The 17,035-nt window shown below is 41.1% G+C and carries 14 protein-coding genes and 1 tRNA gene; 6 read left to right on the plus strand and 9 right to left on the minus strand.

Going from position 1 to position 17,035, the window contains the following annotated elements; translation table 11 throughout:
• Positions 1-62 precede the first annotated feature (62 nt).
• Positions 63-947, plus strand: coding sequence for an AraC family transcriptional regulator (locus B2746_RS01390; RefSeq protein WP_290790119.1), 885 nt, complete (start codon positions 63-65; stop codon positions 945-947).
• A 172-nt stretch (positions 948-1,119) separates the two neighbouring features.
• On the opposite strand, the gene B2746_RS01395 is transcribed toward B2746_RS01390, so the two are convergent.
• From B2746_RS01395 to B2746_RS01420, 6 genes are all read right to left on the minus strand, one after another.
• Positions 1,120-1,419 carry a phosphoribosylpyrophosphate synthetase gene (locus B2746_RS01395; RefSeq protein ID WP_290790121.1) on the minus strand — a complete coding sequence of 100 codons (300 nt, stop codon included), beginning with the start codon at positions 1,417-1,419 and terminating at the stop codon, positions 1,120-1,122.
• Between the two features lie 178 nt (positions 1,420-1,597).
• Complete coding sequence (locus B2746_RS01400) at positions 1,598-1,840, minus strand: SDR family NAD(P)-dependent oxidoreductase (protein ID WP_414655268.1); 243 nt, start codon at positions 1,838-1,840, stop codon at positions 1,598-1,600.
• Between the two features lie 112 nt (positions 1,841-1,952).
• Entirely contained in the window at positions 1,953-2,246 is a 294-nt protein-coding gene (locus B2746_RS01405; protein ID WP_290790124.1) for a GNAT family N-acetyltransferase, read from the minus strand.
• A gap of 47 nt (positions 2,247-2,293) precedes the next feature.
• Positions 2,294-3,271: a ring-cleaving dioxygenase gene (locus B2746_RS01410; protein WP_290790127.1), complete on the minus strand. Its 978-nt coding sequence runs from the start codon at positions 3,269-3,271 to the stop codon at positions 2,294-2,296.
• Between the two features lie 69 nt (positions 3,272-3,340).
• Positions 3,341-4,123 (minus strand): glucose 1-dehydrogenase, encoded by a 783-nt coding sequence (locus B2746_RS01415; protein WP_290790130.1) that lies wholly within the window; start codon positions 4,121-4,123, stop codon positions 3,341-3,343.
• A 268-nt stretch (positions 4,124-4,391) separates the two neighbouring features.
• Complete coding sequence (locus B2746_RS01420) at positions 4,392-4,886, minus strand: VOC family protein (RefSeq protein WP_290790133.1); 495 nt, start codon at positions 4,884-4,886, stop codon at positions 4,392-4,394.
• A 495-nt stretch (positions 4,887-5,381) separates the two neighbouring features.
• On the opposite strand from B2746_RS01420, the gene B2746_RS01425 reads away from it, so the two are divergent.
• From B2746_RS01425 to B2746_RS01445, 5 genes are all read left to right on the plus strand, one after another.
• Entirely contained in the window at positions 5,382-5,942 is a 561-nt protein-coding gene (locus B2746_RS01425; protein WP_290790135.1) for an RNA polymerase sigma factor, read from the plus strand.
• A gap of 65 nt (positions 5,943-6,007) precedes the next feature.
• A complete protein-coding gene (locus tag B2746_RS01430; RefSeq protein ID WP_290790138.1) occupies positions 6,008-6,976 on the plus strand; it encodes a FecR family protein in 969 nt (322 codons plus the stop codon).
• A gap of 11 nt (positions 6,977-6,987) precedes the next feature.
• The gene (locus B2746_RS01435; RefSeq protein WP_290790142.1) at positions 6,988-10,074 is read left to right on the plus strand and encodes a SusC/RagA family TonB-linked outer membrane protein; all 3,087 of its coding nucleotides are present in this window, start codon (positions 6,988-6,990) and stop codon (positions 10,072-10,074) included.
• 20 nt (positions 10,075-10,094) lie between these two features.
• Positions 10,095-11,876, plus strand: a complete 1,782-nt coding sequence (locus B2746_RS01440; protein ID WP_290790145.1) for a RagB/SusD family nutrient uptake outer membrane protein — start codon at positions 10,095-10,097, stop codon at positions 11,874-11,876.
• 11 nt (positions 11,877-11,887) lie between these two features.
• Positions 11,888-12,748 (plus strand): glycerophosphodiester phosphodiesterase family protein, encoded by an 861-nt coding sequence (locus tag B2746_RS01445; protein WP_290790148.1) that lies wholly within the window; start codon positions 11,888-11,890, stop codon positions 12,746-12,748.
• A 2,203-nt stretch (positions 12,749-14,951) separates the two neighbouring features.
• Here the strand turns inward: B2746_RS01445 and B2746_RS01450 are convergent.
• The 3 genes from B2746_RS01450 to B2746_RS01460 form a co-directional block, all read right to left on the minus strand.
• Positions 14,952-15,039: transfer RNA gene (locus tag B2746_RS01450), tRNA-Ser, on the minus strand.
• Positions 15,040-15,117: 78 nt separating this feature from the next.
• Positions 15,118-16,158 (minus strand): asparaginase, encoded by a 1,041-nt coding sequence (locus B2746_RS01455; protein ID WP_290790151.1) that lies wholly within the window; start codon positions 16,156-16,158, stop codon positions 15,118-15,120.
• Between the two features lie 5 nt (positions 16,159-16,163).
• Positions 16,164-16,952 (minus strand): TatD family hydrolase, encoded by a 789-nt coding sequence (locus tag B2746_RS01460; protein WP_290790153.1) that lies wholly within the window; start codon positions 16,950-16,952, stop codon positions 16,164-16,166.
• Between the last annotated feature and the right edge of the window lie 83 nt (positions 16,953-17,035).

Raw genomic sequence — 17,035 nt, forward strand, 5'->3', positions numbered from 1 at the left:
TTTACAATAATTAGCTAGTAAAATGAAAATATCGTACATTTTAAGATTCAAATGGTTGCATAATGAAAGCGAAACTCATTGAACTTGGAACCGAAAAGGCGCCACTATTAATCGTAAAAGAAATCACGGCAAATCATTTCTCAACTCCCTTCCATTTTCACGATTACTGTGAATTGAATTATGTGAAGAAAAGTTTTGGAAAACGTATTGTTGGAGACTCCATACAACAGTTCAACAGCGGAGATTTAGTTTTAATGAGCCCAAACCTGCCACATATCTGGTTTAATGATCCAGAGGTGTTCACTAATCCGAGAACAAAAAATGCACAGGCTATCGTTACCTATTTTTCGATGGAACGTATTGGGTCTTTAATATCCGACCCCATTACTTTGGCAAAATTTAATAAGCTTTTTAAAGAAGCCGCATGTGGTCTGCAGATTAAAGGAAAAACCGGAGAGTGTATCAAAAAAAGGCTGGAACAATTGATGGAGAAAAAAGGATTACAGAAGATCATCGATTTTTTAGTTATAATAGATATCTTACTTCATTCCAGGGAATACGAACCACTTGCTAATTTAGGATATAGCCATTCATACAATTATAAGGATACGGAACGAATGAATATCGTTTACCAATACATTATGAAAAACTTTAAGGAAGAAATTACGCTAAGCGACGTATCCCGTGTTGCCAATTTGACGCCACCAGCATTTTGTAATTTTTTCAAAAAACGTACACAGAAATCCTTTACACGTTTTCTAAATGATATCCGCATAGGACATGCCTGCCAATTGCTGAATGATGAATCCTTAAGTATATCAACTGTCTGCTACGAAAGTGGTTATCAGAATTTTGCAAATTTTAATAAATTCTTTAAAGATATAACAGGTAAAACGCCTACTCAATATCGGAAAGAATTATTGCTGACGATTGTTTCAACCAGGTGATGGCGTAAAATCAGGCGGGGTCTATTTAATTATCAACCTGATTTTCATCGATCTTTAGCTAACAATTGGTTGAATAGTTGCTGAGTTTGTCCCACTGGTTTTAATGCAGCTGCTTATGTAGTATTGCATTGGTTTCAACCCCTGCTGGTGAATTCAGCGTCAGGCATAATTGCTATCTTTTAAATTTCAATTTATTAATCATTTCAGTCGTCAGGCTATCAGCATATACACCATAAGCGTCTATAAGTGTACCCTTTAATCCGTCCTTTGATGAAATTGCGTAAACAATTGAGCTGTCATCCGGATTACTGGCCCCCTCAAAACGAAAGAATTTATCAATAATAAAATCAGCAGGATACAATTGCAAGTTCAAAGATTTGCATTCCACGCAATCAGATTTCAAATTGAAATCAAGGACATAACCTTCCTTGTTCAAAGTATTTAAAGTATCTGTAACAGTTGTTGTATTCATAAAATTGAGATTCTGAGGTTATTATTAATTCAATTTCAAAAGCTTTGCATTACTATTTTAGGATGTATGGACAGGATAACTGCTGTTGTCCTATCCAAATAAGATTTGTTATACAGATGTTTTAGCATTAAATGCAGCATTGATGTTTTCTTCGATGATTGTTTTATGAACTGGTTAATTAAAGTGCAGTAAGTCCACCATCAATGATCAATTCACTACCTGTCATAAATGACGATTCGTCAGTGGCAAGGAATAAAACTCCATAAGCAATCTCTTCTAATTTTGCACCTCGTCCCATCGGTGTTATTGAAAGTGCGCCTTTTTCAAAATCATTTGAACCTTTCATTTCTTTTGTCATGGGAGTTTCAACATAACCCGGATGAACCGAATTGACACGAATATTATCTTTAGCTAATTCCACAGCTGCACCTTTTGTATAGATCCTTGAACCACCTTATACTTTTTTGATGCATAAATAATATTGAATATTGTTAGGCCATCTTTTGAATGTGAATTAAACCCGTCTTCGGTGATTATTCTTTATTCCATACATCCGCATATTCCTCCGGATGTCGTTTGAATTGGGCATGAACATAAGGACAAAGGGGAATGACTTTTAAGCCGTTCTTCCTTGCATATCCGACCATTTCATTTAGAAGCATTTTTGCGTATCCTTTTCCTTCTGCTTTTTCAGCAACTTCGGTATGATAAACGGTTAGATTGCTACCGGATATACTTACTTCCATTTCGCCAAGCCGTTCATCGCTTTCCATTATATAAAAATGACCATATCCCTTCTCATCTATTGCTTGTAGTATTTCTTTCATAACTTATTATTTGGCAGAGGCTCCCACACTTTCACAATACTTAAGTATTATTCTTTGATGAATTCTTTTGTACTTCTAACTGTATCAATGGGCCGAACAGAATTTTCTATTACCACACGTTGCGGTTCGAGAAACGGAGGTAATGACAATTTCTCTCCCAGGGTTTCATATGGTTCGTCACCCATAAAACCTGGACCATCTGTTGCAAACTCAAATAAGATCTGCGGAGCCACTCTTGCATACAACGACTGAAAAAAGAAGCGATCTACAAAACCGGAATTAGGGAGCCTTATTTGATTTAACCAGTCAATCCATTCCTTCAGTTCTTCAGTATTTTCCACCCGAAATGCCGCATGATGTACAGTACCAAAGCCTTGTCGGGCTTCCGGCATTTCCGTATTATGTTCAACTATAACAGCAGCACCATTTCCGCCTTCGCCCATTTCGAATAGGTGAAAAGGTCCTTCCTGTGCCGTTTCTGTAAACTTTAGGGCTGATACAAACATTGCTTTCAATGCTTCAAAATTAGATATACAAACAAAAACCGGACCCAAGCCCGTTATGGCATGCTCTAATGGAATAGGTCCTTTTTGCCAGGGCGTACCGGATGCGATCCCATGATTACCTTCATCTGAAATCAATTGATATTGCTGCTCATCAAAATCAGTAAACGAAATAGTTTTCCTGCCGAATTGTGCTATAATTCCGGTGTGCGTAACTTTCAACCGATCAAATCGGCGTTCCCAATACATTAAGGCAGCATCACTGGGCACCCGGAAGGATGTTTTTGAGATTTCATTTTTGCCATGTACAGCCTTTTTCATACCGGGAAAGTCGAAGAAAGTCATGTCCGTTCCGGCACTGCCTTTATCATCTGCAAAAAACAAATGATAGGTTTGAATATCGTCCTGATTGACTGTTTTTTTCACCAAACGCATTCCTAATACGTTAGTGAAAAAATCATAAATTTTTTCCGCGCTGCTGGTAATGGCAGTTACGTGGTGCACTCCTTTAAGTGATTTCATTGTTTATTGCTTGTAATAGTATAACAATTACAGTATTTTAAATGTCATTTTGTAATTAATCTGGATACATTATACATTACCATAGACATTCGATTCACCACCATCAATGGCAATAGTTTGTCCATTTACATAAGACGCATCTTCACTTAAAAGAAATGCAACCACTTTAGCTACCTCCTGTGGTAATCCCAATCGTTTAACAGGGTTGCGTTGTGCATATTCTGTTTCTGCCGCTTTGGGATCTGCGGGATTAACCTGCCTGAAGGCTTCTGCAACCATTGGTGTAAGAATCGCTCCAGGTGCAACCGCATTTGTGTTGATGCCAAACCGCCCATATTCAAGGGCTGCATTTTTTGTCATACCTGAAACCGCATGTTTACTTGCAACATAAGGAATTTGGTTAAGTACGCCTCGAATACCACCAACAGAAGCAACATTTACAATGCGTCCGTACTTTTGTTTTTGCATTACAGGAATAACATAACGCATACCATAATAAACTCCCATCAGGTTAATGTCAATCACCTTTTTGAAAACACTAACATCATACTCAGTCATGCCGGCTTGTTTTCCTTCAATACCTGCATTGTTGTACAATCCATCAATGCGGCCAAAAGATTTAACAGTTTCATCCACATAATTTTTTACGGCATCCTCTTTTGATACATCTGCAACTACAGCTAATATTTTTACGTCGGGAAAACTATTATTAATTTCTTTTTTCGCTTCCTCTAAACTCATTTCATTGTAATCTACTAGTGTTAAGTTTGCCCCTTGTGCTGCAAGTTCCTTTGCCGCTGCCAGACCAAGTCCCATTCCGGCACCTGTGACAATGATCGTTTTCCCTTTCATTTCGCTCATGGTTGTTTGTTTAAAATTAATTAATAGGTTTAACCAGCCAGTTCTTTTGCTGCAGGGAACGGTGATAATGCAAATGATTGTGAAAATCTGCACCCACGAAATAGCATACTAAAAGTTACGGAATTAATGTTACGACTACAAATTATTTAGCTTAGCTATCTGTTATTTTAAAAATTAAATAGCCGTAACCTCACAATCAGTTTCTAATAAGAATCCTAAAGTAAAGGCTGTTTCATTCAAAACCAGATGAATAATGAAATTATTCTTCAATTAAGCTTTCCAATAAATTATCCAGATCAAGAGGCTTTGTAAACATGTCAATTGAACCATTGTCTTTTGTCGGCCAAAGTTCCCTGGGCCTATCCCAATATAACTCTACTCCGTTACCATCTGGATCGTCAAGATATATTGCCTCTGATACTCCATGATCGCTCGCTCCGGTAAATGGATAATAGGCTCTACGCAGCCGGTCGTATATTATTGCCAGGTCTTTTCTTGTTGGGTATAAAATTGCCGTATGGTATAAACCAACACCATCCTTAGGTGCAGGTGGCAAACCTTTGCTGTGCCATGTATTTAAACCAATATGATGATGATAGCCACCGGCCGAAATAAATGCTGCCTGGCTGCCATATATCAAGGTTACTTCAAAACCTAATAAATCACGATAAAACTCAAGAGACCGATTGAGGTCAGCTACTTTCAAATGGACATGTCCTATTCGCGTTTGTGCGGGTAATTTATACGCTTCCATTTTTAAGTAAATTAAATATTATTTTCTATCGTGTTGCTTTTAATTATATGAAAAAGGATACTGTTGGTTAAGTTTTGTATAGGTTAAGGCAGATATGCTGTTTTTTTTATTGGTGGCTATTATATTTCTCTTTTCGTTTCTATCAATCTTATACCGGGCTTAAATCAATCTCATTCGGTGAATACCCAAAATATATTCCTCCAATATCGGTCGGCTCGTATTCAATAACGATAGTGCCTGAAGCAGATATTATTAAAACCAGTAGTGATATTTTTCATACCACTTGAAATTACATCAAAAAGTAAATGTAATATCCACCTTCCTCTAATTCGGTCTCAGTAAAGGACTATTGCATTGGGTCAAATTTATCAAATAACTCACCTACACTCAATTTGAGATTAGAAATTCCTGTTTTAACAGCTAATCTAACAATTCCTTAATGGTAAGTGGCCGTCTTTTAGCCATAGATTTGGCGGAAATTGCAATTTTTCGTGTATGCCTGCCCTTAAGGATATTTGCATGTTTGATAATATCTATAATGAGTACCATAACGCTGTTTATGGTAATATTCTGCGTATCGTAAAAGATCCGGTTGCGGCTGAAGACATTCTGCAGGATGTATTCCTGGCCTTATGGGAAAATAAAAATGAGCTCGTCATGGATTCTGTTGGCGGCTGGCTCTTTACAGTAAGTTTCAATAAGTCCGTCAAATTCCTGCATCGTATAAAACGTCTGCCGCTGCTCTCCCCTGTGGAACTTTCCCATACGCTATGTGTGGAAGAAAATCCAGTTGATGAAGCCCATTTTGAATTCCGTTTAAAACTTATCGAAGATGCAGTTTCCAATTTGTCCTCGAGAAGGCGGGAAGTATTTCGTCTTTGTCGGTTCGAAGGCAAATCTGCGGAAGAAGCTGCTGCGCTTTTGAATATTTCAGTTCAGTCTGTACGGGATTACCTGAAGCAGTCTAACAGACAAATTAAGTCCTATTTGATTACGCGAAATGGTGAACTCACCATACTGAACGCCTTTCTCATCGATCTTTTACTGACGTCCTGAACAGGTAACAATTTGATTACATTGAATAGCATCCCCTTTTTGTTCTTTTCGGGTATTTATACCAGATGAAAGATTTACAGGAACAATTCTGGCAGGATTATCAATCAGGAAAGCGACACCTTTCAAAGGAGCAGTCTGCAGATATCCTGAATAAGCTGCACGGTAAAATAGGGTTTACTTCAGATAGGAAGATCATCCACCTAAAGGGATCCCTGTTAACTTGTGTAATCGCCGCCGCTATACTAGGCTTACTACTTAGTATCAGCTGGCTTCGGAAATCACCGGAAAGTCAGGATCAATTGTCTGAAAATCTTTTGCCTGATTTGGAAAGCGTAGGAATGATCTGGCATACTAATGTATCAGATACCAATCGCAACATTCGACTTTCAGATGGAACCCTGGTGTCACTACATCCTGGTTCCTTGTTGAGAATGCATTCCCGGTTCTCTGTGGACCGAAGACCAGTGTGGCTGCAGGGTACAGCTATTTTTTCCGTTGTTAAAGACAGCACACGCCCTTTCCAGGTTATCAGCCGCGATTGGGTTACAACAGCACTGGGAACCAGCTTCCTGGTTGATGGCAACGATCCGTCATTGTTACGTATAAAACTGATGGAGGGCAGGGTAGTGATTCATGAAAATCGATCGTTAAATAATAAAAAGCCTGTGTACTTGTTGCCTGGTGAGGTTTTCGAATATAATCAAACGCAAAAAAAGATCACGCATATTATTCCCAAGCCTGCAAATTCGCACAGGAAAGATATTCCCACAATTGACCAAATCAAATTGCCAACAAAACCCACACCAGGAGAACTTGTCTTTGTTCAGCAAAATCTGGGTGAGGTGTTGAAACAATTGTCCACCTATTATAATGTTCGGTTTTTGTATCAGCAGAATGAATTAGACTCCTTGGAATTTACCGGCACGCTTACGCTGACTTCTAATCTTGCTGATTTATTGAATATCCTGGCCGCAGTGAATGGTGTGCGCTTTGAGAAAACCAAACAAGGCATATTGGTTAACGCAGAAAAATAATACAGATACATATGAGTACATTAACAAAAATGGCAGCTGGGCTGCTGGGGGGACTTATTTTTGTCCTGTTCGCAAATAACACGCAGGCACAGCCTTCTGAAAAGATTTCGGGAATTGTGCTGGATCTTTCAGGTGAACCCCTAAGTGGCGTCAATATTACACTGATTGATTCATCGGGACAGCAAAAGACCTCCGCGTCAACAAATGCCTCCGGTGCTTTTCAGTTTATGAATCTGCCGGGTGGGGCAAAATATAAAATTACTGCTACCCATGTGGGTTATGAAGTATTCCAGCTCAATTCTTTCCTGATTCGTGAGGGTGTCAGGAATTCATTGGTTATTCGACTGAAGCCATTGGTTTCTGATTTAAATGATGTGGTGGTAATAGGTTATGGAAGCATCAGGAAATCAGATGTTACCGGGGCAGTAAGTTCCCTGAAGTCAGATAAAATCAATCAGGTTGCTGCAGGGGATGCCACCCAGGTTTTGCAAGGGCGCATCTCGGGTGTTACAGTACTGAGCCAGACCTGGAGACCCGGGAATATGGCCCAGGTAAGAATTCGTGGCAATCGCTCCATCAACGCATCTAATGAGCCTTTGTATGTGGTAGATGGAATTCCTTTCTCTGATGCTATCAATGTGATTAGTCCAAATGATATTGAATCCATCGAAGTGCTGAAAGACGCTTCTGCAACAGCTATTTATGGTAATCGCGGAGCCAATGGTGTAATCCTGATTACCACTAAAAAAGGCGTAAAAGGTAAAAGCCAGGTGGAATACAATGGCTATTATGGCATACAGAAAGATCGTCCCCTGCCTGCCCTTATGTCTGCCGCTGATTTTGTGGAATACTCCAGAGAAGCACAGCGGAACGCACTTGGCGGAACATATAACAAGGAACCTAATAAAGAACTTGATTTTAAAAATGAACAGTTGGTGGCTACTCCATATATGCTGGCAAACATGGAAAGGGCATGGGCTTCAGGTACCTATGATCCCACTCGTCTTATCAGTACAGACTGGATGGGTTATGGCATCCGGCAGGGGTCACAGCAAAATCACCAGATTAGTGTTAGCGGGGGGAATGATCGCACCCGTTTTCTTTTGTCAGCTGATTATTTCCGAAATGCAGGTGTGGTACGCGACCAGGATTTTACCCGGTATTCAGTTCGGATCAACGCTGAACATGCAGTAAGTGATATTATTAAAGTAGGCACACAAACTGTTTTTTCCAACTCCAGCCATAATGCAGGATGGGATGATGTATTCAGTGAATATGGTCTGAAAAGTTTTAACCCGCTGGCTTCTCCTTACGACGAAGATGGCAAAACTCTAACACTGTTCCCCACCAACAACACACGCACCCCAAATCCAATAACCAATTTTGGAAATACTAAAAGAGTGAATAACAAAGACCGGTTCCTGGGGAATTATTATTTAGATATTACTCCTCTGAAATACCTGAACTTTCGTTCCAATTTTGGAATTGACTACAGCCATTTGCAACACTATGAATTCAATGCTGCGAATACGGCTTCAGCAGGCGGACAGGCTCCTTCCAGCGCCATCAATAGCGGTGTTCGAAAGTTTATGTACAATTTCGAAAACATTCTGAGCTATAACCGGAAGTTCAATAAGACACATTCCCTGAATGCTACCCTGGTACAATCCCTGCAGTCAGAAAAGACAGAATCTAATTCCATCTCTGTAAAGGATTTGCCCTATGATGAGCAGCTTTATTACAATGTTGGGAGCGCACTTATCATCAACGGCGTAGCCAGTAATTTATCCAAATGGAGCATTGCTTCTTTTATGGGAAGACTAAATTATGGCTATAAGGAAAAATACCTTGTCACAGCCAGCGCCCGATATGATGGTTCTTCAAGATTAGCCGAAGGGCGCAAATGGGTAATGTTTCCTTCCGTTGCACTTGCCTGGAGAATTAACAATGAACCCTTCCTTCGTAACAGCAATGTCCTGAGTGATCTGAAACTTCGGTTGGGATGGGGCCGAACTGGTAACTCGGCCATTAATCCATATAAAACATGGGGCAGCCTTTCAACCATCCGCTATGTATTTGGCGATGCTTCTGTATTGGGATTCACTCCGCTGGAAATGATAAATCCCTCGCTTACCTGGGAAACTACCAGTCAATATAATCTGGGATTAGATTTCGGATTCCTGAAAAACCGCATTACCGGTAGCCTGGAATGGTATCGCCAGAATACCTACGATCTGCTGCTGAACCGGCAGTTACCGATGGTTTCAGGATTCTCGCAAGTATTGTCGAATATCGGAAGAACCATGAACCAGGGCATTGAACTGAACCTGCAAACGGTAAACCTTAAACGAAAAAATCTTGATTGGCGGAGCGACTGGATATTTTCCATGAACAGGCAGGAGATCATTGAGTTATACAATGGTAAACAGGATGATGTGGGTGCCCGGTGGTTTATCGGAAAACCTGTGCAGGTGCACTATGACCTGGGAGCTGACGGGGTCTGGCAGAATACTCCGGAAGACCTGGAATTAATGAGTAAGTTCAACAATAACGGTTCCACTTTCAAACCCGGCGATATTCGTCCCAAAGATATAAATGACGATTTTAAAATTGATGCTAATGATCGTTATATCATTGGTCAGGTAGACCCAAAATGGACAGCCAGTCTGAATAATACCATCCAATACAAAAATTGGGATGCTTCCATTTTTGTATTGGCAATGGTTGGTCATACCCTTTATCACGATGTGGATATGCGCTTTGACGGCCGTTATAATCAACCGAAACTGGATTACTGGACACCTGTAAATCCTTCCAAAACCTATCCTCGGCCACTCCTTGGAACTGCAGGATTGAATTACCTGAGCACACTCAATTATTATGATGCGAGTTTCTTCAGAATAAGAAATATATCCTTAGGATACACCCTTCCGTCCCAAACGCTTTCAGCTTTGAAAGCCAAACGCCTTCGCATATATGGCAGCGTGCAAAATCCATTGCTGACAACCAGATTCCCCGGTTCCGATCCAGAGGGCGCTACCGGTTTTAATGAACCCGCTTCAGTAACCTGGTTGATGGGTATCAATCTTCAGTTTTAACTCCATTAAAAAAGAACACAATGAAAAGATCCATATTATATTTTTTGCTACCGGGATTTATTTTTTGTCTGGGCTCCTGCAAAAAATACCTTGAAGAAAAGGTAGTGTCAAATGTGTCGTATCAGTTATATACAACCGAAAAAGGAATCGAAGGGGCATTGACAGCCGCCTATAATACTTTTCGGTTGGGCGTTTCAGGCGAAAGAGCGCTAACCTTCAGTGATGCCGGTACGGATTTGTTTACCCTGGGCTCCGATGGTAACCAGCCTTTCAACCTCTACCTGGGAACCCTTTCTTCGCTCGAAGGAAAAATTAATGATTATTGGAATTACCATTACAAAGGCATTTCAGAGTGTAATTTGGTAACTACTTACCTGCCAGGTGTTTCAATGAATGAATCGCGTAAATCGGTTCTTGCAGCTGAAGCAAGATTTCTTCGGGCACTTTATTATTTCGACCTTGTCCAGCACTATGGTAAAGTGCCCCTGGTATTGGAATCCTCTGACAAAATAATTACCAGTTTTAAGCGGGCGCCAATAAGTGAAATTTACGAAGCAGTTATTTCGGATCTGGTGTATGCATACGATCAGTTACCCATAACAGTTACGGCTCGTGGACGTGCTACAAAAGCTGCCGCGGCTCACCAGTTGGCCAAAGTGTACATGACTCGCTCCAGTGCTATTACCGCAGAACAAAGATTAGCGCGTGGTTCAAAAAATACTGATTTGGACAGTGTTATTCATTATGCAGGAAAAATTATCAACAAAGATCTTGGAAATTTTTCCCTGGTTACTGATTTCGCAAATTTATTTGATATGAAAAATCAGGTGAACTCAGAAGTTATTTTTGCTATTCAGTTTACTACTGATATGCTGAACAACGGCAGCGGAAACCAAATGCATCTGTACCATGTTCCTCAGTATGATGCCATAAATACCAAAATCCTGGCACGCTCCATAGAATATGGCCGACCATATCGCAGGGTAAGACCAACTCCTTATGTCTATAATGAACTTTTTGGCGATACCCGGAAATATGACTCCCGCTTTGCTAAAAGTTTTTACTGGGCCTATCTGGCCAATAAAGCTGCCAATAGTATTGAAACCCTGGCCGGTAATAAAGTGGACGTAAAAGTGGGTGATACCGCAGTCTATTTTACGCCGGAGTATTTTGCAACTGACCATGATTATACTTCGGCCACTCAGCTGCAAAATCGCTTTCCTTATTATTTCCCCCTCAACTTCTACCTGCCATTTACCAGGAATTACCTCTTCCCGGGACTGAAAAAGTGGAACGATCCATTACGTCCTACCACAAATGAAACAAATGGCTCACGCGATTGGGTGGTGATGCGCTATGCAGAAACATTACTGCTAATGGCAGAAGCTTATGGAAGAAAAGGTGATTTTGAATCCGCCCTGCCTTTTATTAACCAGGTAAGGGAACGTGCCGCCTATAAAACGGGCGAACTTAAAACAACCCAGTACTGGACTTTTGAAGGAGGGCGCTATGAAGATCGCATGCTGTCAACTGTTGGAAACATGAAAGTGAATGTTTCCAATATTAGCGGGAGGTTTGTTGATTTTATATTGGAAGAACGCGGACGGGAATTCCTGGGTGAATTGAACAGATGGGAAGACCTCGTTCGATGCGAGAAACTGGTAGAACGTGTTCTCCTGTATAACCCTGATGCCGTAAACATTCGGGACTTCCATGTCCTTCGACCTATTCCTCAAACGCATATCGACCGGCTTGATCCTAAAGGAAGTCCGGCTGAAGAACAAAATATTGGTTATTACTAAATTGAATGAAGATGAACAAGATAATACTGTTTCTAACTACACTATGTACAGGATTTATTGGGTTTGCCCAGCATAACGATCTTAATGCCGGTGTCAGCCGTACCGAAGAACTTAGGCGGGAATTCATGCAGGGCAATGGCACAACCGTTATGGTGGCAGCACATAGAGGCGTACATAATGATGTGCCGGAAAATTCAATGGCCTCTTTTCACCGCGCAGCACAACTGAGGGTGCATATTGTTGAACTTGATGTCCGCAGCACACGTGATGGGGTTCTTGTTTTAATGCATGATAAAACGGTGGATCGTACTACCAATGGAAGGGGAAGAGTTGATAGTCTGACCTATGCAGAATTGTCTGCCTTATCGCTCAAACATAAAGGGCAGGTAACCACGGAGAAAATTCCTACCCTCGAAGAAGCATTGTTATTTCTGAAAGGCAAAACTTTGGTTGACCTGGATATAAAAGCTGGCGACAAGTCCGGAGAGATCATGGAATTGGTTAGGAAAACAGGTACGGAAAGAACTGTGATATTTTTTGTTTATGATTCCATCCAGCTTCGTATGGTGAAAGAGTGGGATAAAGATGTGCTGGTATTGGCTAGAAGCCGATCGCATACCGCTGTAGCTCCTTATTTTGGTAAATTTAGACCAGAAGCATTGCATATTGATGAATCGCATCACCGGCCGGATGTTGTTAAGCAGATTCATTCCTCAGGAGCAAGGGTATGGCTTAATGCACTCGGCGAAACTGACCGCCTCGCGGCCTCTACAGGACCTCATGCCTTTAATACAGTATTGCAATATGGAGCCAATATTATCCAGACCGATTACCCGGAGTTACTACTTAAATACCTGAAGGGTAGAAACTGATGCATCTCAATTTTTTTATCCTAATTACAGTTTGGATGTTATTTTCACGGTTTTTGGAATTGAATTTCCTTTTCCGTTCGCTTCCAGAGCAACTTATCGTATTTCTCACTGAAATTTCCAATACTGGTGGGATTATTATAGTCTTTGCTAAAATGACATCACTGTTCAGTTCGCGGATCTTACTCAGCATTTCTCCAAGCCCAGTCTTCTGGAAAATCCTGACGAAAAACATCCACACTCTTGATGGCTGTATAACCCTCTTGCCAGATAAAACCCGCCAGTTCCTTTTCAATTTTCATCTTCACAGTTTGCCGGTTACTTATCTCTGAAATAAAAATCATTTTGTTGTACTCAGCTTTCGATGGTAAGTCGGGTTGCATAACACACCCCATATTTCCAAAACTGCAAGCTCAACCACCTCTTAAAGAGTATTTTCCTTTAAATCAATTTATAATGATTTTCAACGTCAAAAAAAAACTTAACTTATTATATACGTCTTACTGTTAACACTACCTTTATAAATAATGGCGAGATTCAGCCAATTGTCAACTTCGCCAATCATAGAATCATCATCATTATTAAATTTACCGGCCTCAAAATTCTTTTATAAGCCATTTACATTACTAATCAAGAGATGCATTACTTTAAAACCAATCTCTTATTGAATAGGTTCAATGTTCCATTTTGTACTTGTTAGCATGATTTCAGGTCATTGGCAACTTTTCTAGTACTTTAGGTTATCTTTTTAATTCAGTCTGAATATGTAGGGATAGCTAAAGAAAAGCACAACAATGCTGTTATTGTTTAGCTTTCAGAAACAAATATTTCGAATACAAATAATTTCTTCTGATTGGTTGTAGGTAGTATGCTTTTATTCCGGCACAAGCTTCCCCACCGTTATTTGTTTGCTATCCAACATTGAACACCACCAAACTCAAAAAAACTGAAGATTGATTAATGAATTCCCAATGGAGATGATATTCACTTCGATTGTTTGCCCAAAATCATAAGGCTGCTTTGATTCAATTAGCGGTTTATCCAGAATTGACATCTTACATATAGTGGACTTATTGGCTTTTTGAGAATTAAATACATAAGTATCGATTGCCCTATTTTCTACTTTCACGAATGGTTCCACGATTGAGTTAACAGCTTGTATATCTGAGGATTAGAGCTGCGCATTTTGTCTTGCCCTGAAATAGTTTTTTGACATGCTATTTCAGAACAAGACACTAATTTCCGGACGAAATAATTTCCTAAGTGGTGAAACAACAAGACAGGCTTATAACTTCGTATAATTTGAAATTAGATCTATTTACACTAGCGTTGCGGCGTTTTGAATAGTAGTTCTTTGAAAGTCTTATTAGTTGCGGGTTCAATAGGATTTTGAGTCGGCAACGATTTGAAATGACTGGAATACCTTCCTATACGTATATCGTTGATAATGAAGAAGAAAAGGATGGCCTTTTCACAGTTTATGGATTTTGCATCGCAGGATATTTTAAAAGTTTGTTTTAATTGTTACAAGGTGATTTATAAAACCAAGGAGTTTACCTGCAGGAAGCAATTTTGGGTCTGGCTTTTGGGCAATTAACCCATCGAGAAAGTATGAGCGACACTATGCGCTACCTAGAACTTAATTACGATAAATTGTATCACCTGGTAATTGGAAAGGCTGTAAATAAACAAGTCAACACTTTCTAGATCACATGAAAATAGGGACTGGCGAATATTTCAAGATTTTAGATTAAAGCTCATCGACCAAGCCAAATTTTTATATGATGGTGATAGCCAACTGGAAGTCCGGCTGAAAGGGAACGCATATGCACTTGATTCCACTACGATTGATCTTTGTCTGAATGTTTTCTGGTGGACCAACTTGTAGATTCAGGTCCATGGAATCCCTCCTATTCAGATTCATGTTATCCTCCCTGTGTTTGGAAATTCGGCGCAATCTGATCACTTTATTCCACTACAAACTGACCACTTGTTTCCAGGGCAAGTTGACCACCGTATTCCCTTAATAAATGACCACGTATGTCTCAACGATATTTATAGCGTTGTACGGTTCCTCAACGAATCGTTCAACTAACTGTACCCGTAAAGTGAAGTAAAGTGAAGGCAGACTAAAATGCAAAAAGCCTGCAAACACTTGATTTTGCAGGCTTTATACGTTGTACTTTACGTACCTTATTGATTTCAGCGGAGAGAGCGGGATTCGAACCCGCGATACCCTTTAGAGGTATACACACTTTCCAGGCGTGCTCCTTCAACCACTCGGACACCTCTCCAACTTTTCCTTTTACCCGCCGGGTGCCACCGGTCGGGTGGCACCCGGCGGGTAAAACGGGACGCAAATATAGGATTTCTCAGGGATTCGTCAACTCGCCGCGTAAGGAAGTTTCCAATAATTCGTGCAGCCGGCGCCGGGATGGCTTCTGCGCCAGTAAAAACATCAGCTTGGCCAGCGTGGCTTCAAAGGTCATATCATGGCCCGATACCACCCCCATCTCCTTCAACCCCCGGCTGGTTTCATACATGCCCAGCTCCACCGATCCCCCATCACACTGGGTTATATCAATCACGGTCAGTCCGCGTTTAATTGCCCGCTTCACCGCTTCCAGAAACCAGGAAGCTGTGGTCGCATTGCCACTGCCAAAGGTTTCCAGTATCACCGCTTTCGCCCCTGGTGTCTGCAATACCGACTCCACTGTTGCCTCCGTTATACCCGGAAAAATCTTCAATACCGCCACCGAAGCATCCAGCTTCCGGTGCACTTTCAAGCCCGCATCCTTATGCTTCAGCAAAAACTCCTTCTTATACTTGATATTAATCCCCGCTTCTGCCAAAGCCGGATAATTCATCGAATAAAAGGCCTCAAATTTTTCCGCATTGTATTTCTTGGAACGATTCCCCCGAAATAAACTGTAATCAAAATAGATACAAACCTCCGGTACCAGCGCCTTCCCACCTTTTCGCGCAGCCGCAATTTCCAGGGCGGTTATTATATTCTCCTTCGCATCGGTGCGGATCTCCCCAATCGGCAACTGCGATCCCGTCAACACCACCGGCTTCGATAAATTCTCCAATAAAAAACTTAATGCAGATGCCGTAAAAGCCATCGTATCCGAACCATGCAAAATCACAAAGCCATCAAACTGCTCATACTTTTTTCCAATAATTCCCGCCAGCTCCACCCAAACATCCGGATGCATATTCGAAGAATCCATCGGCGGATTAAAGGCATGTACATCCACCTCATATCCCAGCTTTACAATCTCCGGAATATTATCGCGGATCTCTTTAAATCCAATCGGTTTCAATGCACCCGTTACCGGATCCATCACCATTCCAACGGTTCCACCGGTATAGATGATCAGGATGCGGGGGGTACTGGAGCTTTTTCTCATTGGTATTATTTAGCAATCGAAGCTGGATGATATTGAAACAAGCGGTTCGCATTGGCTGTCGTAATCGCACCAATTTCTTCAGGCGAAACCCCGTATATATCCGATAACTTTTCGGTTATAGGTGTCAGATAGGCCGGCTGATTTCGCTTACCACGATACGGTACCGGTGATAAATAAGGAGCATCCGTTTCCAGTACAATATGTTCCAGCGGGATATGTTTCAACACTTCGGGCAGTCCGCCATTTTTGTAGGTCACCACGCCGCCAATGCCCAAATAGAATCCCAGCTTCACCACTTCTTTTGCCAGTTCGTAACTGCCACTGAAACAATGAAACACTCCGGATAGTCCCCCATCCTGCAATGCCTTCACCTCTTTTATACATTCCAGGGTTGCATTGCGGGAATGAATCGAGACCGGTATCCTATACTGTTTCGCCAGCTCCAATTGCCTTCGGAATGCCTCGTATTGCTGCGCATCATAATTCCGATCCCAGTAAAAATCCAGTCCGATCTCCCCCACCGCGGCAAATTTCCGCCTGCCCAACCAGTCCTCCACTTTTCGTAGTTCTTCTTCGTAATTCTCCTTTACATAACAGGGATGCAAGCCCATCATGGCAATACAGATTTCCGGATGCGCTTGCTCCAACTGCAGTAAAACATCGTGTTCAGTGCTGTCGATTGCCGGCAGATAAATCCGTTCAACCCCCGCCTGGCGGGCATTTGACAGCACCTGCTCTACATCATTCCGAAACTCTTCCACATATAAATGACAATGGGTATCGATTAAAGTCATTCGGCAAAGTTCAAGAAAATTTTATTCTATTTTAAACGTTTTGGATGCAACCCATTCTAATCTGGAAAGATTCTGCAACCACA

The sequence above is a fragment of the Flavihumibacter sp. UBA7668 genome (assembly GCF_002483205.1).
In the GTDB taxonomy this organism is placed as follows: domain Bacteria; phylum Bacteroidota; class Bacteroidia; order Chitinophagales; family Chitinophagaceae; genus Flavihumibacter.

What these genes read in the sequence shown, in the direction of transcription:
- B2746_RS01460 (WP_290790153.1), bottom strand. Translation starts at nt 16,952, where the DNA reads ATGACTTTAATCGATACCCATTGTCATTTATATGTGGAAGAGTTTCGG.
- B2746_RS01430 (WP_290790138.1), top strand. Translation starts at nt 6,008, where the DNA reads ATGAAAGATTTACAGGAACAATTCTGGCAGGATTATCAATCAGGAAAG.
- B2746_RS01425 (WP_290790135.1), top strand. Translation starts at nt 5,382, where the DNA reads ATGCCTGCCCTTAAGGATATTTGCATGTTTGATAATATCTATAATGAG.
- B2746_RS01440 (WP_290790145.1), top strand. Translation starts at nt 10,095, where the DNA reads ATGAAAAGATCCATATTATATTTTTTGCTACCGGGATTTATTTTTTGT.
- B2746_RS01455 (WP_290790151.1), bottom strand. Translation starts at nt 16,158, where the DNA reads ATGAGAAAAAGCTCCAGTACCCCCCGCATCCTGATCATCTATACCGGT.
- B2746_RS01420 (WP_290790133.1), bottom strand. Translation starts at nt 4,886, where the DNA reads ATGGAAGCGTATAAATTACCCGCACAAACGCGAATAGGACATGTCCAT.
- B2746_RS01390 (WP_290790119.1), top strand. Translation starts at nt 63, where the DNA reads ATGAAAGCGAAACTCATTGAACTTGGAACCGAAAAGGCGCCACTATTA.
- B2746_RS01405 (WP_290790124.1), bottom strand. Translation starts at nt 2,246, where the DNA reads ATGAAAGAAATACTACAAGCAATAGATGAGAAGGGATATGGTCATTTT.
- B2746_RS01445 (WP_290790148.1), top strand. Translation starts at nt 11,888, where the DNA reads ATGAACAAGATAATACTGTTTCTAACTACACTATGTACAGGATTTATT.
- B2746_RS01435 (WP_290790142.1), top strand. Translation starts at nt 6,988, where the DNA reads ATGAGTACATTAACAAAAATGGCAGCTGGGCTGCTGGGGGGACTTATT.
- B2746_RS01395 (WP_290790121.1), bottom strand. Translation starts at nt 1,419, where the DNA reads ATGAATACAACAACTGTTACAGATACTTTAAATACTTTGAACAAGGAA.
- B2746_RS01410 (WP_290790127.1), bottom strand. Translation starts at nt 3,271, where the DNA reads ATGAAATCACTTAAAGGAGTGCACCACGTAACTGCCATTACCAGCAGC.
- B2746_RS01415 (WP_290790130.1), bottom strand. Translation starts at nt 4,123, where the DNA reads ATGAAAGGGAAAACGATCATTGTCACAGGTGCCGGAATGGGACTTGGT.